18 protein-coding genes are annotated in these 21561 nt (G+C 59.4%); 7 read left to right on the top strand and 11 right to left on the bottom strand.

Translation table 11 applies throughout. From position 1 onward, the window contains the following. Position 1: 1 nt before the first annotated feature. From ACSQ83_RS03360 to ACSQ83_RS03335, 6 genes are all read right to left on the bottom strand, one after another. Positions 2-943 (bottom strand): ABC transporter permease, encoded by a 942-nt coding sequence (locus ACSQ83_RS03360; RefSeq protein WP_414951950.1) that lies wholly within the window; start codon positions 941-943, stop codon positions 2-4. A gap of 8 nt (positions 944-951) precedes the next feature. Continuing rightward, on the bottom strand, positions 952-2499 hold the full coding sequence (locus ACSQ83_RS03355) for an ABC transporter substrate-binding protein (protein WP_436227205.1): 1548 nt from the start codon (positions 2497-2499) through the stop codon (positions 952-954). A 326-nt stretch (positions 2500-2825) separates the two neighbouring features. Continuing rightward, positions 2826-3560, bottom strand: coding sequence for an ABC transporter substrate-binding protein (locus ACSQ83_RS03350; RefSeq protein WP_436227204.1), 735 nt, complete (start codon positions 3558-3560; stop codon positions 2826-2828). 37 nt (positions 3561-3597) lie between these two features. Next, positions 3598-4491, bottom strand: a complete 894-nt coding sequence (locus ACSQ83_RS03345) for a GntR family transcriptional regulator (RefSeq protein ID WP_436227203.1) — start codon at positions 4489-4491, stop codon at positions 3598-3600. Between the two features lie 4 nt (positions 4492-4495). Beyond that, positions 4496-7126: an aconitate hydratase AcnA gene (gene acnA / locus ACSQ83_RS03340; RefSeq protein WP_436227202.1), complete on the bottom strand. Its 2631-nt coding sequence runs from the start codon at positions 7124-7126 to the stop codon at positions 4496-4498. Between the two features lie 60 nt (positions 7127-7186). After that, the gene (locus ACSQ83_RS03335; RefSeq protein WP_436227201.1) at positions 7187-8104 is read right to left on the bottom strand and encodes a LysR substrate-binding domain-containing protein; all 918 of its coding nucleotides are present in this window, start codon (positions 8102-8104) and stop codon (positions 7187-7189) included. Between the two features lie 148 nt (positions 8105-8252). Between ACSQ83_RS03335 and ACSQ83_RS03330 the strand changes: the two genes are divergently transcribed. Both ACSQ83_RS03330 and ACSQ83_RS03325 read left to right on the top strand, forming a co-directional pair. Continuing rightward, positions 8253-9104 carry a class II aldolase/adducin family protein gene (locus tag ACSQ83_RS03330; protein ID WP_414951956.1) on the top strand — a complete coding sequence of 284 codons (852 nt, stop codon included), beginning with the start codon at positions 8253-8255 and terminating at the stop codon, positions 9102-9104. A gap of 103 nt (positions 9105-9207) precedes the next feature. Further along, positions 9208-10569: an MFS transporter gene (locus ACSQ83_RS03325; RefSeq protein ID WP_414967652.1), complete on the top strand. Its 1362-nt coding sequence runs from the start codon at positions 9208-9210 to the stop codon at positions 10567-10569. A 9-nt stretch (positions 10570-10578) separates the two neighbouring features. Here ACSQ83_RS03325 and ACSQ83_RS03320 read toward each other — a convergent pair whose 3' ends face one another. Beyond that, a complete protein-coding gene (locus ACSQ83_RS03320) occupies positions 10579-11271 on the bottom strand; it encodes a GntR family transcriptional regulator (RefSeq protein ID WP_436227200.1) in 693 nt (230 codons plus the stop codon). A 320-nt stretch (positions 11272-11591) separates the two neighbouring features. On the opposite strand from ACSQ83_RS03320, the gene ACSQ83_RS03315 reads away from it, so the two are divergent. Together ACSQ83_RS03315 and ACSQ83_RS03310 are read left to right on the top strand one after the other, a co-directional pair. Then, positions 11592-13133, top strand: a complete 1542-nt coding sequence (locus ACSQ83_RS03315; RefSeq protein WP_436227199.1) for a Rieske 2Fe-2S domain-containing protein — start codon at positions 11592-11594, stop codon at positions 13131-13133. A 66-nt stretch (positions 13134-13199) separates the two neighbouring features. After that, positions 13200-14189 (top strand): PDR/VanB family oxidoreductase, encoded by a 990-nt coding sequence (locus tag ACSQ83_RS03310; protein ID WP_436227198.1) that lies wholly within the window; start codon positions 13200-13202, stop codon positions 14187-14189. Between the two features lie 183 nt (positions 14190-14372). Here the strand turns inward: ACSQ83_RS03310 and ACSQ83_RS03305 are convergent, their stop codons facing one another. The 3 genes from ACSQ83_RS03305 to ACSQ83_RS03295 form a co-directional block, all read right to left on the bottom strand. Beyond that, on the bottom strand, positions 14373-15701 hold the full coding sequence (locus tag ACSQ83_RS03305) for an SUMF1/EgtB/PvdO family nonheme iron enzyme (RefSeq protein WP_436227197.1): 1329 nt from the start codon (positions 15699-15701) through the stop codon (positions 14373-14375). Positions 15702-15804: 103 nt separating this feature from the next. Then, positions 15805-16545, bottom strand: coding sequence for a helix-turn-helix domain-containing protein (locus tag ACSQ83_RS03300; RefSeq protein ID WP_414951962.1), 741 nt, complete (start codon positions 16543-16545; stop codon positions 15805-15807). A 117-nt stretch (positions 16546-16662) separates the two neighbouring features. After that, entirely contained in the window at positions 16663-17142 is a 480-nt protein-coding gene (locus ACSQ83_RS03295) for a universal stress protein (RefSeq protein WP_414951963.1), read from the bottom strand. A 296-nt stretch (positions 17143-17438) separates the two neighbouring features. Here ACSQ83_RS03295 and ACSQ83_RS03290 point away from each other — a divergent pair, with 296 nt between their 5' ends. From ACSQ83_RS03290 to ACSQ83_RS03280, 3 genes are all read left to right on the top strand, one after another. Further along, the gene (locus ACSQ83_RS03290; protein WP_414949383.1) at positions 17439-18947 is read left to right on the top strand and encodes an MFS transporter; all 1509 of its coding nucleotides are present in this window, start codon (positions 17439-17441) and stop codon (positions 18945-18947) included. Between the two features lie 117 nt (positions 18948-19064). Then, positions 19065-19319 carry an AbrB/MazE/SpoVT family DNA-binding domain-containing protein gene (locus tag ACSQ83_RS03285; protein ID WP_436227196.1) on the top strand — a complete coding sequence of 85 codons (255 nt, stop codon included), beginning with the start codon at positions 19065-19067 and terminating at the stop codon, positions 19317-19319. Continuing rightward, the gene (locus ACSQ83_RS03280) at positions 19319-19681 is read left to right on the top strand and encodes a type II toxin-antitoxin system PemK/MazF family toxin (protein WP_414949082.1); all 363 of its coding nucleotides are present in this window, start codon (positions 19319-19321) and stop codon (positions 19679-19681) included. The genes ACSQ83_RS03285 and ACSQ83_RS03280 overlap by 1 nt, the downstream gene beginning before the upstream one ends. 152 nt (positions 19682-19833) lie before the next feature. Here the strand turns inward: ACSQ83_RS03280 and ACSQ83_RS03275 are convergent, their stop codons facing one another. After that, positions 19834-21405 (bottom strand): DHA2 family efflux MFS transporter permease subunit, encoded by a 1572-nt coding sequence (locus ACSQ83_RS03275; protein ID WP_414949083.1) that lies wholly within the window; start codon positions 21403-21405, stop codon positions 19834-19836. Positions 21406-21561: the final 156 nt, after the last annotated feature.

The following is a 21561-nucleotide window of genomic DNA, read 5'->3' as shown; positions in this document are numbered from 1 at the left end:
GTCAGAGCTTGAGGCGTGGATCGAAGATCGGGTACAGCAGGTCGACCACGAGATTGGTCAGCACATACAGCAGCGCGATGACGAGAAGGCATCCCTGCACCACGGGGTAATCGCGTGAATAAATGCTTTCCACGAGCAGGCGCCCCATGCCCGGCAGCGTGAACACGGTCTCGATCACGGCGCCTCCCGCGAGCAAGTGACCAAGCACGAGACCGATCACGGTGAGCGTGGGACCGAACGCATTGGGCAGCGTATGGCGCAGCAGCACGCGACGTTCCGACAGACCTTTAGCGCGCGCGTGAGCGATATATTCCAGCCGCAGGACTTCGATACTGCTCGCCCGCATCATGCGTGTGACGACCGCGATTTCTCCCAGCGTGACCGCGATGACCGGCAGCACGAGGTATTTGAGCGATGCCCAGCCTGCTTGCGAAAACGGTTGATATCCGAAGGTGGGCAGCAGGTGCAGCTTCACGCCGAACAACCAGATGAGCAGGATACCCGCCCAGAAACTGGGGATGGAGACCAGCATGATGCTGCCCATGACGACCGCCAGATCGCCGCGCCGGTTTTGCATCCAGGCAGCGAACAAGCCGGCGGGAATGGCGATCACGCACGCGAGGAAAGTCGCGGCGAGCACGATCTCCGCGGTCACGGGGAAGGTTTCGCGGATCAGTTCCAGCACCGGCTGATGCCGGACGATCGACATGCCGAAGTCGCCCGACAGCAGATGCGATACCCAGATCACGAATTGCGCGGGGATCGATTGATCGAGACCAAACGAGTGGCGCATTTGCTGCAGCAGCGCCGGGTCGTTGAGGTCGCCGAGCATGAGCGAAGCCGGGTCGCCGGGAATGGCGCGGATCATGCCGAATACCAGCAGGGTCACGATAAAAACCGTCGGAACCGCCATCGATAGTCGCTTGATGATGTAGCTGAGCATCGGCTTGCCTAGTTCTTCGTCACGTTGGAAAAGCGCTTCAGGCGCAGGGGCCAGGTCGTCACGCCCTGCAACCGGTTGCTCACAAGTGTCAGGTCGGGTGAGTCGTAGAGCACGATCATGGGGACGTCATCCATCATCATCTGGTGCAACTGCTGGAAGACCTGCTTTCGGGCGGAGGGGTCGCTCACGCCGTCAATGCTGCGCAGCAGCGCGCGTGCTTTAGGGTTGTCCCATTGCACCATCGGATTTTTGGATTTGTCGCCGAGTACATCGCCGTACATGAGCGCAGGCTCGATGCGCGCCGAATAACCAAACGACATCAGCTGGAAATGCCCCGAGCGAAAGTCGTTCACCTGCGTACCCCATTCCACTACCTGCAATTTCGCGTTGATGCCCGCCTGCGAAAGCAGCGATTGCATATACACCGCAGTCGAGTACATGTGCGGATATCGGCGGTTGGTTTCGAGCGTCAAGGTCTGGCCCGCATAACCGGCTGCCGCGAGCAGACGCTTGACCTCGGGCAGGTTCTGCTTGTATCCAACCGCGTCGCCGGCGGTATAGAACGCTTCGGCATCCGGTGTCAGCGATGAGTTGTAGCGCGCCATGCCGCCGCTGACCGCGTTCACCACGCCCGGCAAATCCACCGCAAGCGCGATCGCGCGGCGGATGCGGACGTCGGCAAGCAAAGGGTCACGCGTTTGCATCAGCATCGCGGCGGGATCGGCGCCTGGTCCCACGATCACATGCCAGTGAGGATCGGCGGGCGGCAAGTTGTTTTCCGATATGTTCATCACGTCGATCTGTCCGGACATGAGCGCGGAGACTTGTGCCGCTTCGTCGGGAATGGCGACGAAGCGCACATCGGCCTGCGGATGCTTGGCGCCTGCCAGTCCGCTCGGCGCTTCAGTGCGCGACTGGTATTGGGCGAAGGGTTTGAGCAACACGTACTGCCCTTGTTTCCACTCGCTGAACACGAACGGGCCGGTTCCAACCGGCTTCAGCCACGCGCCATTCTTGTCCACGCTTGCATGGCTCAGGATGGCAAGCGGACAGCGCGGTTCCGTCATGTGCGTGAGAAAAAGTGCCGACGGCCGGTCCAGATCAAACACCACGGTATGCGGATCGGGCGTGGTGACGGCAAGCACTTTTGGACCCCGGTGTCCGTCATAGTTGCCGCGACACACGTAGCCGGACTGCGGCTTCATGAAGAAGTCGAAGCTCCATTTCACATCGGCGGAAGTGAACGGCGTGCCGTCATGGAACAGCACGCCATGCCGCAAGTGAAATGTGTATTGCTTGCCATCCGGCGAGATGTCCCAACTGTCAGCGAGCATGGGCGCGACCGACAAGTCGCTCTTGAGCGCCACCAGAGACTCGATTACGTTCGCGAGGATTTCGTCGGTAAACGTATTGCGTAACACGTTGCCGGGCATGGACGTTGTCGTGTCCGTGTTAATGGCAAAACGGATCTCCGGAAGTGCCGGGGCAGCGGCCCATCCGGTTGCGGGCTGGGCAGTTGTGAGTGCCAACGCTCCCGCAATTGCTACGCGTTTCATAGAATGAATCCAGCGGTTTTCCACGCGGCGCAGAGCAAGCAGGCGAGGGGTGGGGGACACGGGGATTTCCATCAAACGTCCTTCCGGGGAGGATTTGCACAATGCGTGACTCATGCGATGAATCGATAGGAAGCGATCGTAGAAGCTCATATTGGCGTTGGGAAGAGCAGTCCTGCCGATCGGCGGCCGATATTCGGATCACCTGGGAAAACAGCACTAGACAGGCGCTTATTGATGTGATCTGACGTTGATGCAGGAAGGATTGTGAATAGAAATTAGGAGCGCAAACTAAAATGGTTTGCCCTTGGCGCGCCGCGCCCCAGCGGTCAGGCCGCAGGGGCCACCGATGCGCCGTTGATCTTGTGCCGCTGCAATGCGTCCGCAACGAAGCCCGACGCTTTCATCTCTTCCAGGAAACGCCGAAGATAGTCCGCCGCTGCATCACCACGGCTCTTGGGCAATCCCATTGCTTGCTGAATGACCATGAAGCGCTCGCCGAGCAAGCGGAGGCCCGGGGTTTTTGCAGCATCGCTTTCAAGTTGTTGCTTTACGCCTGCGGCCACCTCCAGCCCTTGTTCGAGAAAGGTCTGCACCACGGTCGGCGACGAAGGCGCGCGCACGATCTGTGCATGCTTCAGTTCCCGCGATAGAAACAAATCGTAAGCGCTGCCTTTACCGACCGCGACGCGTGTGTTGGCGCTATCGACTTCGCTGTTGCCCTGGATCGGGGAATCGTTGCGGACCATATAAAAGCCTTCGATCAGCACATAGGGTGCAGTGAACGCAATGCTGGCCCCACGTGCCGGATCGATTGCGAAGAAGCCGGTATCCGCGCGTTCGTCGCTGACCGCTTCGACGGACTTTCCAGCGGTATCGAAAACTACGAGTGCAACTGGCAGGCTCAGCCGGTTGCCGAGCTCCCTCGCGAGATCGATGGAAACACCGCTTGGCTCGCCGGTGAGCGCGTCCTTGTTGGCGAGGATCGGATTGCCCAGGTTGATCGACGCGCGCAGCGTGCCGGTGGGCGCGAAAGCGGAGAGTACGGATGAGCCGGTTGTCATGGCGTCTCGATCAATGAACGGTCGGCGCAAACCGAACCTAGGGTTTGAGAATGTTGCCGATGCGTGAAAGGGCGTCGAGCGTATGCTGAAGATGTTCGCGCAGCGCTTCGGACGCTTCTTCGTTACGTTCCTTCTCAAGCAGCGCCAGGATATGCAGATGCTGCTTGCAATGTTTCTTGTATCGCTCGCGATGCTGCATCGACCTGTATGAAAGCAGTCGGCGCACGCGATTCACGCGCTTGATCGTATCGATGAAAAACGCATTGCCGGACGCCTCGACCAGAGACTCGTGAAAGCGGACGCCGCGGTCATGCAATTGATCTGCCGTATCGGTTTCGATACCACCGTCGAGCAGATGCCGTTCTGCTGCCCGGCAGCGCTCCAGCACTTTCGGGTCGAGCCAATAACCGGGTTCCAGAAGCGCAGCCGGTTCGAGCGCCAGACGCAGGCGGTACGATTTCATCAAGCTGTCGGGCGTCGTCAGCATGGCCGAGAATTGCCATCCGTACCCGGGTTTCCGCTCGGCCCAGCCTTCCTGCGCAATGCGACCCAGAACCGCTGTGAGTTGCGTCGACGTCAGGCCGTACCGGGTCTTGAGCATCTGCTCCGACACCTCGTCGGGCAACGCACTTTTCAGCCGGTCATCAGCTATACGGAAATACGCGCTCGTGACTACGTCCGGGCCGCTCAAACCAATTGAATCGCCGTCTTCCGTCACCCATTCAATCGCAGGGTTTGCCACGAAAAATCCGCGGTTGCGCTCGCGGCTTAGCACGCCTTTTTCGTGCAGCAGCGATAAAGCTTCGTTGACCGGCGAGCGTGATAGCCGAAGATGGTCGGCAATTTTTTGCGCGGGCAGATGACTGCCCACTTCCATCGCTTCGGTCCTGATCCACTCGACTATTTGAACGGCTATCGATCTGTCGTTCATGCTTTTATTTGTTGCCTTGAGCGGCCAGGGTCTTTTGCAAGATCAGTGGAATGACACCGCCACAGCGCAGTAATGCGACTTCCAATTGCGTTTCGACAGCAGCCGTAACGACGAATGATTCGACGCTCGCGTCTGCCCGCACGATCTTTACATTGACCCTGCAACGCGGCGCGAGCGTATCGGGCGGCGCGTCAACTTCCACCTTATCACCCGGCTGAATGTTCAGCGTGACGGGGCTGACGCCCGCTGGCCATCGTAGCGGCAAGATGCCCATGCCGATCAGGTTCGAGCGGTGGATTCGTTCAAAACTGACCGCCAGCACGGCGCGAATTCCAAGCAGCCGCTGACCTTTCGCCGCCCAGTCGCGGGAGGAACCCGTGCCGTACCGTTCGCCTGCAATGAGCACGACGGCGTCCCCATCCGCTCGATATTGCGCTGCGACTTCATGAATCGGCTTGATGTCGCCGGTCGGAACGTGCAGCGTATGAGCGACCGGCGCGCCGGGTTGCAGGAGGTTGACCAGCGACTTGTTATAGAACGCCGCGCGGATCATGACTTCCCAGTCGCCGCGACGCGATGCAAAAACGTTGAGGTCATCGCGGTCATCGCCTCGGGAGACGAGAAAGTCTGCGACGAAGCTGTCCTTTGGTATGGCGCTGGCGGGCGAGATATGGTCGGTCGTGATGTCGTCGCCAAGGACGAGCAATGGGTAGGCGCTATACATTCCCAACTGCGTGCCTTCGGTTACGGCGGCGAATGGCGGACGCCTTAAGGCGTTCGAGTGTGGGTTCCATGGGAATTGCGCGGTAGCGGGTGCATTGATTTCCTGCCACGCAGGATTCTCGCTGGCGATAGCAAACGCACGCGGATAGTCGGCCGGATCCGCTGCTTGTTCGAGCAGCTTGGCGACCTCTTCTCGGGTGGGCCATAGATCGCTCAGGAAGACCGGTGTTCCGTCCGAGGTGGTCTGCACAGCGTCATGGCTTAGGTCGGCTTGCGCATCGCCTGACAGCGCAAATGCGACTACCAGCGGCGGCGACATGATGAAGCCAAGATCCAGGTCGGGATGAATGCGGCCAGGAAAATTTCGATTTCCCGACAACATGGCGACCGGATAAATTGCCTCGGCGGCAAGCGCAGATTTCACTTCGTCGGTGAGCTGGCCCGAATTGCCAATGCACGTAGTGCAGCCGTAACCGACGATATCGAAACCCAGTGCCGAGAGATCATCGATAAGTCCGGCACGTTCCAGATACAGCGCCGCTGCAGGCGAACCAGGCCCGAGCGAGGTCTTGATCCAGCTCGGCACCGTCAGGCCCAGCTTGCGCGCTTTCCTAGCCACGAGCCCGGCGGCGATCAGCAAGGCGGGGTCCGATGTATTCGTGCAACTGGTGATGGCGGCAATCACAACAGGATGCTTCGGCATGCCGAACGCGTTGGCCTTGGGCACGAACGCAAGCGTATCGAGTGCTTTCGACGTAGCCGAATAATCGAGCAGATCCTGAGGGCGCCGCGGCCCCGCCACATGCATGCCGATCGCGCTCAGGTCGATCTCGATAGTGCGCGTAAAAACCGGCTCGGCAGAAGGATCGAACCACAGGCCGGTCCGCTTGGTGAACGCTTCAACGAGTGTGATTGCCGCCGCGTTTCGATGAGTCGAGCGCAAGTAATCGAGCGTGCTTTGATCGACGGGGAAGAAGCCCGTGGAGGCTCCGTATTCCGGCGCCATGTTTGCAATGACAGAGCGTTCGCCGGCAGTGAGCGTGGCGACGCCCGGACCAAAGAACTCGACGAATTCACCGGCAACGCCAATCTCCCGCAGTCTTTGCGTGACGGTCAACGCGAGATCCGTGGCAAGTGCTCCGGGCTTGAGTGCTCCTGTCAGGCGCACACCCACCACGTCCGGGATACGCTGCATGACCGGCATGCCGAACATCACGGTTTGCGCCTCAAGGCCACCTACGCCCCAGCCAAGCACGCCAATGCCGTTAATCATGGGCGTGTGACTGTCCGTGCCGATCAAACTGTCCGCTACAGCCCATCGTTCACCATCGCGTTCCTGGACCGATACGACCGTCGCCAGTTGCTCCAGGTTGATCGTGTGCATGATCCCGGTGCCAGGCGGGTGAATGCGCACGCCGGTCAATGCGCGCGACGCCCAACGCAGGAAGCGGTAACGCTCGGCGTTACGGCGAAGTTCCTGCTGCAGGTTCATTGGCACCGCGTCAGGCCGCGCGAAATAGTCGACCGCCAGCGAGTGATCGACCGACGCGTCGACGGGAAGAACGGGGTTGAGCGCGCCCGGGTCTGCCCCGGCTTCGGCGAGCGCGTCGCGCATGGCTGCAATATCGACTAGCGCCGGCGTACTGGTCGTGTCATGCATGAGCACGCGCTCAGGCTGGAAAGCGATCTCGACTTCGCTCGTGCCATGTTCCAGCCATTCGACGATGCCTTCGACCGCCAACCGGCGTTCATCGCCATTCGTATTGCGAATCACGTTCTCGAGCAACAGGCGCAGGACGACGGGCAACCGGTAAAGCGTGTCTCCGAATATGCCCGGCAAGTCGACAAAGCGAAGTGACGTGTTCGCTACCGTCAGCCGCGCTTCTGAATTGAAACCGCGATTATTTTCCATGCATTGCATTTTGCATTTTTATATTTATAAATGCAATTATGGATTGCTTCCAAGAGTCGCTTATAGCGCCGCGTCGGCTTGCCACTGCGCGGTCATTCCCGCTATGTCAGCGAGCCAGAGCCTGAACAGCTTCACCTTGTCGAGGTTGCGTTCGTTCGTCCGGTACGTCAGGAAGTGCGTCTCGCGCATGAAGGGTTTGAAGTGCCCTTCGCCAAACTCGATCAATTCGCCGCGCGCGAATTCGCGTTCGGCGAGACGCGTGGTTTCGAGCGCGATACCCATGCCGTCGACCGCGGCCGATATCGCCAGCGCGCCGCGATCAAACGAAGGGCGTGGCTTGTTCGGGAACGCCAGTCTATTCAGCGTGAACCAGTCGCGCCATGTCACGCGACTGAGTTGTGAATCGATAAGCGTGAAGTCGACAATCTGCTGCTCCAGCGTTATGCCGTCGCGCAACATGCCGGGCGAGCACATTGGCACAATCCGCTCCGCGCCGAGCGGATGCACGCGCAGGCCAGGACGTTCCACCGCCATGCCGTAACTGATTGCGATATCGACTTCATGCATGCGAGTCAGGTCAATCGGCTCCGCGCCCGATGAAAGCCGGATAGTGATGTCGGGATGAGCTTGCATGAATTTAGGCAAGCGCGGCCCGAGCCATTTCACCGCAAGACTGGGAGCGCAATGAACTGCCAGCACTTGCGCTTGCGGCGATAAAGCCACCTCGCTGCACGCGGCCTCGATCACATCGAATACGCGCCCGAGGCTGTCGAAAAGCCTTCTGCCTTCGGCCGTGGTTTCGACGCGGCGGTTGCGTCGATGAAATAAGGGCAAGCCGAAATACGTCTCCAGTTCCTTGACCTGATGACTGATCGCGGATTGTGACAAGTGCAATTCTTCCGCTGCGAGCGTGAAGCTTTCAAGTCGCGCGGCCGCTTCAAACGCGCGCAACAGCACGAAATTCGGTATTCGTCGCATGCGTGATCCGCCTCCGATGGAATGTTTTTCGCTAATACATGAATGCTGTTCATCTTTCTATGAACAGTCATCGTTTGTCAATGAGCGTCGCGCGGACGACCATTAAGCCCTGAAAACAATCCCCCTTGTTCTACAGGAGATAAACGAAATGGCGGCTGTCATGGAAGCGCGTTCCGACGCAGCGGAAAAGCTGGTGAAGGATGGAAAGGTATCGATTTATCAGCCGGACCAGGAAGGGCTGATCTTTCCGGAATTGCCGACGTTCGCGAATGCCGCGGCGCAGCGGCAGCACTTGAAGGAACGTCTGGTCGGCGCGTGCAGGGCGTTTGCACTGCAGGGGTTTGATTACGGTTTCGCCGGCCACCTGACTGTGCGCGATCCGGAAAACCCCGGCTTGTACTGGACCAATCCGATGGCCATTCACTTCTCGCAAGTGAAGGTGTCGAACCTGATTTGCTCGGATCACGAAGGCCGTGTGGTCGAAGGCAATCATGCGATCAATCGAGCGGGTTTCGTGCTGCATGCTGCCGTTCACGAAATGCATCAGGACATTGTGGCGATGTGCCATGCGCACACGGTGTACGGCACGGCGTTCGCCGCGCTCGGCAAGAAGCTCGAGCCGATCACGCAGGATGCCGCTGCATTTTTCGAAGACCACGTAGTGATCGGCGATGAAGCCGGCCAGGTCGCGGTCGAAGTGAAGGCGGGCCACAAGGTTGCGAACGCGTTCAAGGGTGTGAAGGCTGCCATCCACCAGAATCACGGTCTGCTCACGGCAAGCCGTCACAGCATAGAGTCAGCGGCGTTCTGGTTTATCGCGCTGGAACGGTGCTGCCAGCAGCAATTGATGATTGATGCAACCGGCATCACGCCGAAGCTCGTCACACCGGACCGGGCCCGCTATAGCCGCGAGCATGTGGGCAGCGAATACATTGGCTGGCTGCATTTCCAGACCATCTGGAATGACCTCGTCGCCACGCAGCCCGACATGTTTGACTGATCACGCCATGCGTTGAACGAACCGCATCAAGCTGGGACGAAACAGCCACCATCAAGAGACAGGCCGGCGTCCCGCTTTTATCCGATCCCCCAGGAGACAAGACATGAATCCCGCTAGTCCGGCCGCATTCAGCAAACGCGACGAAGCGTCCACGTTCTCCAAGATTACGTGGCGACTATTGCCGTTCCTGTTCCTATGTTATTTGTGCGCGTATCTGGACCGCATCAACGTGGCATTTGCGAAGCTGCAAATGCTCAAGGACCTTAATTTCAGCGATGCCGTCTATGGTGCGGGTGCAGGCGTGTTCTTCGTCGGCTACCTGCTGTTCGAAGTACCCAGCAACCTGCTGTTGTTGAAGGTCGGCGCGCGGCGCTGGATCGCGCGGATCATGATCACGTGGGGCATCATCTCCGCCGGCATGATGTTCGTCACCTCGCCGACCAGTTTCTACATCATGCGTTTCCTGCTTGGTGTAGCAGAGGCGGGTTTCATCCCCGCAATCCTGTTCTATCTCACCTACTGGTTCCCGTCGTCGCGGCGCAGCAAGGTCACGGCGCTGTTCATGACCGGTATCCCCATGTCGGGAGTGGTGGGCGGTCCGCTGTCCGGCTGGATCATGAACCACATGGGCGGCACGCATGGGCTCGCCGGATGGCAATGGCTCTTCGTGCTCGAAGGCATTCCGACCGCAATCCTGGGGTTGATCGCGCTGGTTTATCTCGACGACAAAGTCAGCGACGCCAAATGGCTTTCCTCATCACAGCGTTCCTTCCTTGAAGGCGCATTGGTCGAGGAACGGTCGGCGCATGTGCTGCATTCCGTGAAGGACGGTCTCCTGCATCCGAAGGTCTTGCTGCTCAGCCTGATCTACTTCTTTTTCACGATGGGCCTCTACGGCGTGAGCTTCTGGCTGCCTACCTTGATCAAGGCGAGCGGCGTGTCCGATCCGTTGAACATCGGTTTGCTGAGCGCGATTCCGTATGCCGCGGCAGCCATCACCATGGTGCTCGTCAGCCACAGTTCGGATGCTCGCGGCGAGCGCCGCTGGCACCTTGCGCTGCCGGGGATTGTTGGTGCAGTAGGTTTGTACTTCAGCGTTTCGTATGCGCATTCCACGCCGATCGCAATGCTTGCACTGACCGTTGGCACGATGGGTGTAATGACGACCATTTCGCAGTTCTGGGTCCTTCCGCCGGCCATTCTCGGCGGTGCTGCAGCAGCGGCCGGGCTCGCCGTTGCCAACTCGGTAGGCAGCATCTCGGGCGTGGTCAGCCCTTATGTCATCGGGCTGATCCAGACCGCAACGGGATCAACCGGAAACGGCGTGCTCGGGCTTGCAGCGAGCCTGATCATCGGCAGTGTGCTCGTGTTCACGGTGCCCGCGAAACTCGTGAACAGCCGCAAACGCGAAGCGATGAAAGACACCGAGCGCGTGATGGAAAGCGGCGTGCAGACGCGTGCTTAAGACGCTTGTTCAAGACTGATGCGCCGCGTCTTCCACTTCTTCACTCAGCACCTCCCCCAGCCGTCGCACCAGGTTCTCACGGGCGCGGCTGGTGTGGAGGTCCGTGAGTTCCGCGGCGCGGCGAGCGTCGCCTGCGGCGATAGCCTCGGCAATCGCCGCGTGTTCATCCCAGATGGATTTGCGTTGAGCCGACGATTGCAGCACGGCGCCCATTACCCGGCGCAGATGAACCCAGTGAAGATGCGCGGTCTCAGCGATCAACGGATTGCCCGATGCAAGGTAGATGGCGGAATGGAAGGCCCAGTCCGTGTCGATCATGGCTTTCACGTCGTCGCCTTTCGACGCGCGGCGGCCTCGCGTGATCAGTGCTTTATCGAGCTTCGCGCCGCGTTGTGCCGCAAGACTCGCGGCAAGCGAATCGAGCGCGCCGCGGATCTCGTAGAGATGGGCGATCCAGGTGGGATCGAGGGGGGTGACAAGAAGACCGCGCCCCGGCGCGTCCTGCACGAGTCCGTCTTTCTTGAGCAGACGCAGCGCCTGCAAGACGGGTGACCGTGAGACCGCAAGCTGGTCGGCAATTTCTTCCTGCGTAATGCGGGTTCCCGGTGCAAGCGATCCTTCGCTAATCGCGTCGAGCAGCACTTTGTAGACTTCATCGACATAGTCGGTACGTGCCTGAAGCTTCAGAAGTTTGGCGACCATGATGGCTCTCGATAAAAGTTTGGATACAGAGTTCAACAGGTTACAGGCTGGCACGGGACAGCGTCAAACGGCTTGACCGGATAGCGCAAAAGAAAGGACCAAGCGGAAAGGACCAAGCGGAAAGGACCAAGCGGAAAGGACCAAGCGGAAAGGACCAAGCGTTTACCTGTAGAGACAGCGCGGCACTCTGAATCGTATCTTTGTATACAGAGTTCGGAGTTCAGAATCTAGAGCACAAAGCGAACGTATAAAAATCAAGACAATCGAGACGGACGGACAAGCCGGCTCGACAAGATGGATAAACCCAGCAGAGGATCCCCATGAATATCAAGTCAGACAAAGCAGAAGGTCAGAAAAGCGCCGGTGGTGGCGTGGTGCAGAAGAAGCTCGTGCCGTTTGGCGGGTACTACACCAGCAAGGTTCCGGGTCACGATCCGGAGCTGACCGAGACAGGACCCGGCACGCCAATGGGCGAATACATGCGGGCTTTCTGGCATCCCGTCTGCATGTCGATCGAACTCACCGATACCCCGCGTTTCCTGAAGATCCTGTGCGAAGAGCTGGTTGCATTTCGCGACGGCAGCGGCCGGGTGGGCGTGCTGCACGCGCACTGCGTGCATCGTGGGGCATCGCTTGAATATGGCGCGATCCAGGAGCACGGCATCAAGTGCTGCTATCACGGCATGGTCTTCGACGTAGACGGCACCTGTCTCCATGTCCCATTTCCCAACGGTGAAGAAAAAGAGGCCGAGAAATACGCGTGCTCGATCCAGCAGGGCGCGTACAAGGCTGTAGAGCGCAATGGTCTGGTGTTTGCATACATGGGGCCACCCGACAAGGAGCCGCCGTTCCCGGAATGGGAAGGCGACTTCACCGTCGCGCCCGGCGATGAACTCGTGGCCTACAGCAACTTCCAGCATTGCAACTGGCTGCAGGTGCAGGACAACGCCGCGGACAACTATCATCCGACCGCGCTTCACGCGGGCAAGAACGTGGTGAACGGCAAGTACCAGGGCACGACGTTCGACGAAGTCGGCGCGAAGTCCATGGAAGTCGCGCCCGACATGCATTTCGTGCCGGTGCAGCAAGGCCGGAGCCTTGCGTGCGCGGGCGCTCGCCGCGTCGATAAAGACAGGCTATTCGTGCGCGTCCAGCATCAGGTCCTGCCCAACCTGAGCCTGCACGCCTATACGTCGGAAGATGGTTCAAAGAAGAAGCTGTTCAGCCGTTTCCACATCATCCGCTGGACCGTTCCTGTCGACGATGAAAACAGCAAGATGATCGGCTGGCGCGTGATGGGCCCGGGCATCGATACGCGCGGCATCTGTGATAAATCGCTGGTCGGCTACGAGTCGATCGATTTCCTTGAAGGGCAGGTAGCCATGCGTCGTCCTGAGCGCTTCGGCAAATACAAGCTGGAGGACTTGCCGCCGATTCCGCCGAACCATCGTGAGCGCGAGAACTACAAGGACGCTCAATATGCCCCTGGCGATTACGAAGCCATCATCAGCCAGCGGCCGATCGCGGTTCATGCGCTGGAGAATCCGACGAAGTTCGACGCCGGCTTGTTCCTGTTTCGCAAGATGCTGCGCGACGCGGTACGCGGCGCGAACCCGGCAGCGTCGGCGGAGAACTTTGCCGAATGGTTCCGCGCCAACGCGGGTGCGCCGAATAGTTATTGCTCGGGCAACGTGTTCGATATTCCGGAAGGCGAGACCGTCGAACAGGAGGTCGCGAATCGCCGCAATGTGACGAAGCGGATTGTCGCGATCCTGACCGAAAGCGAGACACTGAAGGGCGACGAGCGAGCGGCATTTGTGCGTGAAAAGTTCGATGCGCTCGAGGCGTCGGTGAAGGGTTGAACGGTTCAGCGAAGGACCGGCCAACACAAGTTGCCCGGTCCTTATGAAGACCTGCAAGGAAAAGCAATGGCAAGTTCAGACAAACCGGCGGACGGTGACACACTCAATTTAATGGTGCGCCAGATCCGCTTCGAAGGCAGAGGCATTAACTCGTACGAGTTCGTCGATCCATCGGGCGAAGCGTTACCCGCTTTCACGGCGGGCGCGCACATCGATATCCATCTGAACGATGGTTTCGTCCGTCAGTACTCGCTAAGCAATTCGCCTGACGAACGGCATCGCTATGTGATTGCGGTCTTGCGCGACGACGCGGGCCGGGGCGGCTCGAAAACGCTGCACGATACCTTGCATGTGCAGGACAAGGTGCGCATCAGTTATCCGCGCAATAACTTCGAACTTGCCGCCGATGCCAGCAAGGTCATCCTGCTGGCTGGCGGTATTGGCGTGACGCCGTTGAAAGCGATGGCGCATCGGCTGGAAGAAGTGGGTATCGACTATGACATGCACTATTGCGCAAAGGACGAAAGCTGCACGGCATTCGCGGCCGAACTTGCGCCATTGCATGCCAGTGGCAAGCTGCAATTTCACTTCGATAACGGCGATCCTTCCAAGGGACTGGATTTAAGGGGCTTGTTGAGGGAGACCGCGCCCGGTGTGCATGTGTATTACTGCGGCCCGGGCGGCTTCATGAAGGCGTGCGCTGCAGCAACTGAACACTGGACGCGCGGAACCGTTCACTTCGAACATTTCAAGGCGCCGGAACGGGACGTGAGTGAGACCGTCGCGGCGGCCGTGGGCGAGTTCATCGTGAGGATTGCGAGCACCGGGCAGCAGATCCCGGTGTCAGCAGACCAGAGCATTGCCGACGCGCTGGAGGAGGCGGGTGTGGCGATTGAAACCTCGTGCCGGGCCGGATTATGCGGTACGTGCAAGGTGCGGTATTTGTCGGGTGAGGTGGAACACAACGACTGCATTCTCGGAGACGACGAGAAACGAGAGTATCTGACTTGCTGTGTATCGCGGGCGTTGAGCCAGGAGCTGGTCCTGGATCTTTAGACCGGAGGCAGCCATGCTGCCACCTGGGTTTAACGCGAAGGGACTGTTCAAGCCGCTTTACAGCGTCGCTATCAGGGCGCCGTTGAACCGTGGACAGCCCTTACAAATCATGAATCGCGAATCACCTATCAGACATTAAACGTCAGATCGAGCATGCAGACTGCTGCAGCCAAAGCATATTCGTCACGCCCGCACGCAACGGAACCCCGCATACACGTACTGGTAATGCGCTTGAAACCAGTTGCGAAAACTCGGTCTCAGCATGCAGGCCGCCGTGCGTGGCGAGCCGCCTTTGAGCACGAAATGCTGGCCGTCGTAGAAGTTCGCGGAGTAACCCAGGTAGAACGGAAAGGGCTCGAAGCCGGGTAACGGCCCGAAGGTCGTCGATGTCCATTCCCAACCGTTGCCGAATTGCCCCACCACGCCCGCCGCGCTGCGATTCTCCGGGTGAGCCTGCACCGGTGACGGTTCCCAGCGGCGGAAATCGAAATTGCCCTGCTGGGCATGCGGGGCCGCCTCCGACGCACGTTGCCATTGCGCTTCAGTCGGCAGCGACTTGCCCGCCCATTTCGCATACGCATTGGCTTCGGCGTGACTCACGTACACCGGCCAGTCCGCGGGCAACGGGATCTCGGCGAACATGGTCCGCAGCTTCCAATCTCCCGAAGAATCCGCCGGCGATTCATCGCGTACCCAGAACGCCGGCTTGTCGATGCCTTCACGCTCCTTCCACGCCCAGTCGCTGTCCCGCCAGTAATCGCGATGCCCGTAGCCGCCGGCATCGATGAAATCCAGCCAGTCCGAATTCGTCACCATGTAGCGGTCCATCTCGAACGCGGGCACCTCCACACTATGCTCGCCGAACTCGTTGTCCCAGCCGAACGTGCCGCTGTCACGCGCCAGGCCGAGCGTCGTCCTGCCCGCGGGCACGTGAACCATTTCCCGCGCCGCCGTATTGTCGAGCGGATGTTTCGCAGTGTCTTCGGTGACGTCAGGTCCGGTCTTTTGATGCAGCGGCAACTGGTGCAACATGTACGCGAGCGTTTCCGCGTGCATCAGCCGGTGCTCGATCGCGACCTCCAGCAGCGTCTCGGGCGTGGTCTCCGGCGCGCTGGAATTGTCGTGCTTATCTTCACGTTTTGTAATTTCGACGGAATCGAAACGCGTATCGATGTCGTCACGAATTCGCTGCACATACGCGCGAATCGTGTCGAGCGACGGCCAGTCTTGAGGCTGGTCGCTCGGCAGGCCGCCATCGACGGGATCGATGCCGAACGCAAACAACTGGTCGAACTCCGGATTCGGGCTGGGCAGGTCGAAGAGGCGCTGATCGAACAGATTGCGGTCGAAAGCCTCCAGATGCCCGATGTAGAACACGATCCGATGCCGCTCGGAAATCGGGCGCTCATACAGGAATTCGCGTTTGACGATGGCGAACAACGCGTCGGTGATCTGGCGCGCTTCGCGCAGGCGGGCGAGCAGCGGATGCAGCGGGGTAGGTTCGCGATTCATTTCGCTTTGTCTCCGGGCACGGGCCGATGCAAAACGATAAATCGTAGCAGAGGACATGCCAAGCCTGCTTGGGTCACAAACGGGCCGGAAACTGGCGGATGTGCTAGATCGCGCGCAGGCCGTCGAAGTCAAGGATCTGGATGAGCTTGCCCTTTGCATCGATCAGGCCTTTTGCCTGAAAACGCGAGAGCGTCCGGCTGACGGTTTCCAGCGTGATGCCGAGAAAACTGCCCATGTCGTCGCGTGTCAGGCGCAGGTTGAATTCGTGGCCCGCATAACCGCGATGGCTCAGCCGGGCAGAGAGATCGAGCAGCAGGGCGGCGACCCGTTCGTCGGCGCGCAACGTGCCGAGAATGAGGGTTTGCGCGGTTTTCCGGACGACTTCACGGCTCAGCAACTGCAGCAGCCGGCGCTGAAGGGCGCTGGTTTCGCGGCAGGCGCGCTCAAAATGCACGTAGGGAACGAGACAGACCGAGCTGTCTTCGAGGGCGATGGCGTGGCAGGCGTGCCGGCCATTATCGAATCCTTCGAGGCCGAGTGGATCGCCACCAAGATGAAGGCCCATGACCTGTTCGCGGCCGTTGCCATTCGCGGTTGATACCACCGTTTTGATCGAGCCGGAGCGGACGGCGTAGAGCGTGTCGAAGGTGTCTCCGACGCGAAACAGGGTTTCGCCCCGCTTGATCGTCCGAGCGTTGACGACCACCTTTTGCAGCCTGTTGACGTCGTCGGAAGAGAGCCCTTGCGGCAGGCAGTAGTGCCTTAACGCGCAGCTCGAGCAATGAGTGGCGTGGCGCGAGGGGGCGCTGGGCAGAGGAACGGGGGTCTCGTGGACGGTTTGCATGGCTCGCTCGCTTTTAGTTCGTTTTGATCTGGAACAAGGAAATTGTCCCATCGATGCGATCGCCCTCCGGGTGGCAAAACGTCGCGTGAGAACCCGTTCTGCGGCCGCCCGGGAGCTTCATTCTTCCTTTGATGCAGGCGCGGCATCGGTCCCGGAAGCGGCGGGAATCAGCAGCACCGGCAGCGTTGCCTGGCGCAGGCATCTTTCCGCGACACTGCCGAGTATCAGCCGCTGGAAACCCTTGCGGCCGTGCGTGCCCATCACAAGCAGGTCCGCGTTGAACGCGGCGGCGCCGGCGAGCACCATCTCCGCGACGTCGTCCACCGACGTACCCTCGGCAATCACCACGGCGCCTTGCACGCCGCGCTGCTTCATCTCGGCGTTCGCTTCGTCGGCGAGTTTGGCACCTTCGTCGGCGAGCTCGTCGCGCAGGATGGATGGGTCGTAGCCCGGGACGTCGTAATAGACCGGGGCGTTTTCAACCACGTAATAAGGCTGCAGTATCGCGCCATGCGTGGCGGCGAGTTCGAGCGCGGATTCGAATGCCCGGCGCGAGGTACGGCTACCGTCAATGGCCACGACGATTCGTTTGAACATACGGTTCTCCTTCGGTTGAAATGCCTGATTGCACGGCTTGAGCCGGCTTACAAATGGTCGACAGTAATAATTTGAGTAATGTTCCGCGTTTAAACGTGTTCGGTTCGATCCTGACCGGCCGGATGAAATAATGACGTCATACAATCCGGGATGCGATGTTTGTATCGATTCTTCTCTTTTACTCTCCTAACTCCTCGCCCGTGTCTGAATCCGCTCCGCAATCCGCTTCTTCTTCCGCCTCCACGCCACATCCCGAATCCAGATCACCCTTGCCTTTCCGCAACGCACTTCTTGCGATGCTCGGCATTGGCCTCGTCAATATGCTGGTGGCACTTGACCAGACCGTGGTCAGTACGGCGCTGCCGTCCATCGTCGCGGAATTGCATGGTTTCGAGTATTACGCGTGGATTGCGAGCGCGTATTTGCTGGCGTCGGTGGTGACCGTTCCGGTCTTCGGCCGGCTTGGCGATTATTTCGGCCGCAAGAAATTCGTGATTGCCGCAGTGGTCACGTTCACAGCGGCTTCGGTGCTATGCGGCGTCGCCAACGACATGCTGTTCCTCGTGATCGCGCGCGGCTTGCAAGGCGTGGGCGGCGGAATGATGGTCGGCACGGCGTTCGCGTCGATTCCCGATCTCTTTCCCGATCCGCGTTTGCGGGTGCGCTGGCAGGTGGTGATGGCGGCGTCGTACGGGATCGGGACCGCAGCGGGGCCGTCGCTCGGCGGCTGGATGAGCGAGCACTGGGGCTGGCGCTCGACCTTCCTGATCAACCTGCCGGTGGGGATTGCCGCGTTTTATTTCATCTGGGCGCATTTGCCGAATTTCCATCGGCCGCGCGAGGGGGCGGTGAAGATCGACTGGCCGGGCGCGGTGCTGGTTGCCTTGGTGCTCGGCGGCTTGCAGGCATTCATTGAAGCCGTGCCGAAGAGCGGCCTCACTACGGGGAACGTGGTGTTGGCCGCGTGCGTGGCGATCGGCGCCGTGGCGTTATTGATATGCGAGCGTCGCGCGACTCATCCGATCATTCCACTCGACCTCTTCAAGGACCCGCAGCTTGTCACGTTATTCACGTTGTCGATGCTGTCGGGTTTCGTGATGTTTTCGCTGATCTTTTTCGCGCCGCTTTTGCTGCAGGGCGGTTTTGGTTTATCGCCTCAGCAGGCCGGATTACTGGCTACGCCAATTGCGATGTTTATTGCCATCGGCAGTTTTATCAATACGCGCATTGTGATTCATTTGCGCAAGCCGACGTTCATCTTGTCGATAGGATTCACGTTGCTGTTATTCGCGTGTATTGCGCTGGCTTTCGCCGATGCTTTCACGCCGCATATCTGGATCGAAATTCCGATGGCGGGCATTGGTATTGGCCTGGGTTTCGTGCTGAATAACCTCAACGTATTCGGGCAGGAAATTGCCGGGCGTGAGCGCTTCGGCATTACCACGGCGCTGCTTCAATCCACTCGAATGGTCGGCGGGATGCTTGGGACGAGCGTGGTGGCGGTGATCGTGCAGCATCATTATCGGGACGTGATTACGCGCACGCTGCGGGTGCTCGGCGAGCCGGTAAGTACGGCGTGGCTGCCACGATTTGCCGATCCGCGAATTCTCATCGATTCCGTGTTGCGTGCGAAGTTGCTGGCGGATCTGGCGCCGGCCGGGCTGGATGGGCCGGCGATGATCGAGAGCGCCCGCGAGGTGCTCGTCCAGTCGATACACATTGGTATCGCGCTGACTGCGGTGGCGGCGTTATCGGCGGTGCTGATGGTGCGGAGGGTGTCGCACATTACGTTTCGGAAGGGGTAGGGTGGTTTTTACCTCTCGGACGACCCCGGAAAGGCGTCTGCAATCGCCGTATAGACATGTCGAAACCTTTTGACAAAGCGTATAGACTTGTCTCAACGTTCACAGGAGGTTGGCATCATGGCCAAAACAGCGACGCTCACGATCCAGCAGTGGGGAAACAGCCTGGCTGTCCATTTTCCCGCCGCCATCGCACGCTCTGCGCATTTCGAGGTTGGTCAGGAAGTCGAGGTGACAACTGACGAGGTCGGCGTGACGGTGAAGCCGGTGGGTCCCCGCAAGCTCACGCTTGCGGAGAAGCTGGCGAAGTTCGATCCCGCAACGCATAGCGGTGAGGTAGTGGCCACGAGCCGCATGGGTGTAGAGGCGTTTTGATGGTAGTTGCTTTGTGGGCGCCGGATCGGCGCGACATTATCTGGATTGACTGCAACCCTCAGGTCGATCGCGAGATGAAGGATATGCACCCTATGCTGGTCCTGTCACCGAAGCCATTCAACGAACGGACCGGGATCGTTATCGGCCTTCCGATGACAACAGCCGCGTTCAACGACACCAATCCGTTTGCAATCAAGTTCCAGGGGCCGAAAAACGTTACAAGCTACGTGCTTGGACATCAGCCCAAGTCTTTTGATTGGCGGGCGCGGGGAGCGAAGGCCCATCCGTGGAAGCGAGCACCCGATGAGGTGTTTGCAGCTGCATGCGAGCAGTTGAACCAGATTATCGCGATTTGCGACTAGGAAAAGATGAAGCATCGCGAGGCGGCACACGCTCTGCTGACACGTTGCACAGAGCGGTTGAACCGACCATTACTCGTTTTCTGGCTGGGATCGCGGGGTGGACCGGAAGGGACCGCACAAACCCCCGAGTTTCGTCCAGCCCCACACCCACTTCAATGCGCGCCCGCCGCCGCCCCACCGCCGCCACCCTTCGCCCGCTTCGTAATCCAGATAAGCGGAATAATCAGGATGAAGATAACGGCGGAAGCAAAAAAGATATCGTTCAGTCCCATCATCGCGGCTTGGGTATTCACCGTGTAATCGAATAAACCGCGCGCCTGAGCTTCGTTGACATGCAATACCCCCTGCGACGTCTGTATCGACTGCATGAACAGCGGGTTATTCACGTTCGCCTGTTCCGTCAGACGTTCGTGATGAAGCGCAATGCGATTGGTCCATGCATTGCCGCACAGCGACGTTCCGACCGCGCCACAAAAAACCCGTGCGAAATTCGATAAACCCGCAGCAGCGGGAATCTTCGACGGCGGCAGTCCCGACAAGATAATCGACGTCAACGGCACGAAGAACAACGCCATCGGAATCCCTTGCAACAGGGTAGGCAGGACCAGATGCCAGGTATCTATCTCGATCACATACTTCGAGCGCATATAAAACACGATTGCGAAACCGATAAACGCCATCGTCGCGACAACACGCGCATCGGTGCGAGGCAAAACGCGGCCCATGACCGGCGCGAGAATCACCGCGAAAATGCCGAGTGGCGCGGTTACCAGCCCCGCATCGACGGAACGGTAATTGAGGTATTGCTGCATCCATTGCGGCAATAACACCAGATTGCCGAAGAACACGCCGTAAGCCACGGAAATGGCGACGGTGCCGCCAAAGAAATTGCGTCCCGCGAAAAGGCGTAAATCCACGACCGGATTCTTCTCGGTCAATTCCCAGACCACGAAGAATGCAAACGCAATCAGCGCAATGATGCCCAGCCAGACGATCACCGGCGATGAAAACCAGTCGAGGTCGCGGCCTTTATCGAGCATGATTTGCAGCGATGCCACCCACGCAATCAGCAGCATGAGTCCAACCGTGTCTATTGGCGCTTTACGCGTGGCCGATTCGCGCGACTTGTAAATAAACCAGGTCACGCTGGCTGCAAAAAGTCCCACCGGAATGTTGATATAGAAAATCCACGACCAGCTATAGCTGTCGGTAATCCAGCCGCCTAACGCCGGTCCGGCGATTGGTCCGACAACGGCGGTCATCGCCCAAAGGGAAAGCGCCATCGACGCTTTCTCCTTAGGATACGAACCCAGCAAGATAGCCTGCGACAGCGGAATCAGCGGCCCGGCAACGGCGCCCTGCAACACGCGCGCGGCGAGCAAAATCGGCAACGTGGGTGCGAGCCCGCAAAGCCAGGAAGAAATCACGAACAACAAAATTGCGCCGACAAACAGCTTGATCTGCCCGATCCGCTGGGTCAGCCAGCCGGTCAGCGGAATCGACACCGCGTTGGCCGCGGCGAATACGGTCACGACCCACGTGCCTTCATCGACGGAAACGCCGAGATTGCCGGAAATAGTCGGGATAGCGACGTTCGCGATCGATGAATCGAGCACGTTCATGAACGTGGCAAGCGCCACGGCAATGGTCGCAAGAACCAGTTGGCCACCTTTCAACGGCGGCGGCGGGGAGGGCGCGGGCGATGCGGCAGGCGCAGTGCTCATGGGATATCCGGAGAAAGCGGCCGCGCCGTGAAACGCGGCGGCCGATTGTGCCAACAACGAAGGCCGCAGTGTGCCAGCGTTCAAAAAACCTCGCTGATCAGGCTGCGGCCTTCATCCGGCCATCAAGCTTGCATCGACTTCGGATATCCCTTGTTT

Origin of the sequence: Caballeronia sp. LjRoot29 (assembly GCF_964252755.1) — a bacterium.
In the GTDB taxonomy this organism is placed as follows: Bacteria; Pseudomonadota; Gammaproteobacteria; order Burkholderiales; family Burkholderiaceae; genus Caballeronia.
The sequence above is the reverse complement of the archived record's forward strand: the minus strand, read 5'-3'. Positions and strand labels throughout refer to the sequence as shown.

Coding starts and splice junctions, on each gene's coding strand:
- ACSQ83_RS03360 (WP_414951950.1), bottom strand. CDS start 943: ATGCTCAGCTACATCATCAAGCGACTATCGATGGCGGTTCCGACGGTT.
- ACSQ83_RS03355 (WP_436227205.1), bottom strand. CDS start 2,499: ATGAAACGCGTAGCAATTGCGGGAGCGTTGGCACTCACAACTGCCCAG.
- ACSQ83_RS03350 (WP_436227204.1), bottom strand. CDS start 3,560: ATGACAACCGGCTCATCCGTACTCTCCGCTTTCGCGCCCACCGGCACG.
- ACSQ83_RS03345 (WP_436227203.1), bottom strand. CDS start 4,491: ATGAACGACAGATCGATAGCCGTTCAAATAGTCGAGTGGATCAGGACC.
- acnA (WP_436227202.1), bottom strand. CDS start 7,126: ATGGAAAATAATCGCGGTTTCAATTCAGAAGCGCGGCTGACGGTAGCG.
- ACSQ83_RS03335 (WP_436227201.1), bottom strand. CDS start 8,104: ATGCGACGAATACCGAATTTCGTGCTGTTGCGCGCGTTTGAAGCGGCC.
- ACSQ83_RS03330 (WP_414951956.1), top strand. CDS start 8,253: ATGGCGGCTGTCATGGAAGCGCGTTCCGACGCAGCGGAAAAGCTGGTG.
- ACSQ83_RS03325 (WP_414967652.1), top strand. CDS start 9,208: ATGAATCCCGCTAGTCCGGCCGCATTCAGCAAACGCGACGAAGCGTCC.
- ACSQ83_RS03320 (WP_436227200.1), bottom strand. CDS start 11,271: ATGGTCGCCAAACTTCTGAAGCTTCAGGCACGTACCGACTATGTCGAT.
- ACSQ83_RS03315 (WP_436227199.1), top strand. CDS start 11,592: ATGAATATCAAGTCAGACAAAGCAGAAGGTCAGAAAAGCGCCGGTGGT.
- ACSQ83_RS03310 (WP_436227198.1), top strand. CDS start 13,200: ATGGCAAGTTCAGACAAACCGGCGGACGGTGACACACTCAATTTAATG.
- ACSQ83_RS03305 (WP_436227197.1), bottom strand. CDS start 15,701: ATGAATCGCGAACCTACCCCGCTGCATCCGCTGCTCGCCCGCCTGCGC.
- ACSQ83_RS03300 (WP_414951962.1), bottom strand. CDS start 16,545: ATGCAAACCGTCCACGAGACCCCCGTTCCTCTGCCCAGCGCCCCCTCG.
- ACSQ83_RS03295 (WP_414951963.1), bottom strand. CDS start 17,142: ATGTTCAAACGAATCGTCGTGGCCATTGACGGTAGCCGTACCTCGCGC.
- ACSQ83_RS03290 (WP_414949383.1), top strand. CDS start 17,439: ATGCTCGGCATTGGCCTCGTCAATATGCTGGTGGCACTTGACCAGACC.
- ACSQ83_RS03285 (WP_436227196.1), top strand. CDS start 19,065: ATGGCCAAAACAGCGACGCTCACGATCCAGCAGTGGGGAAACAGCCTG.
- ACSQ83_RS03280 (WP_414949082.1), top strand. CDS start 19,319: ATGGTAGTTGCTTTGTGGGCGCCGGATCGGCGCGACATTATCTGGATT.
- ACSQ83_RS03275 (WP_414949083.1), bottom strand. CDS start 21,405: ATGAGCACTGCGCCTGCCGCATCGCCCGCGCCCTCCCCGCCGCCGCCG.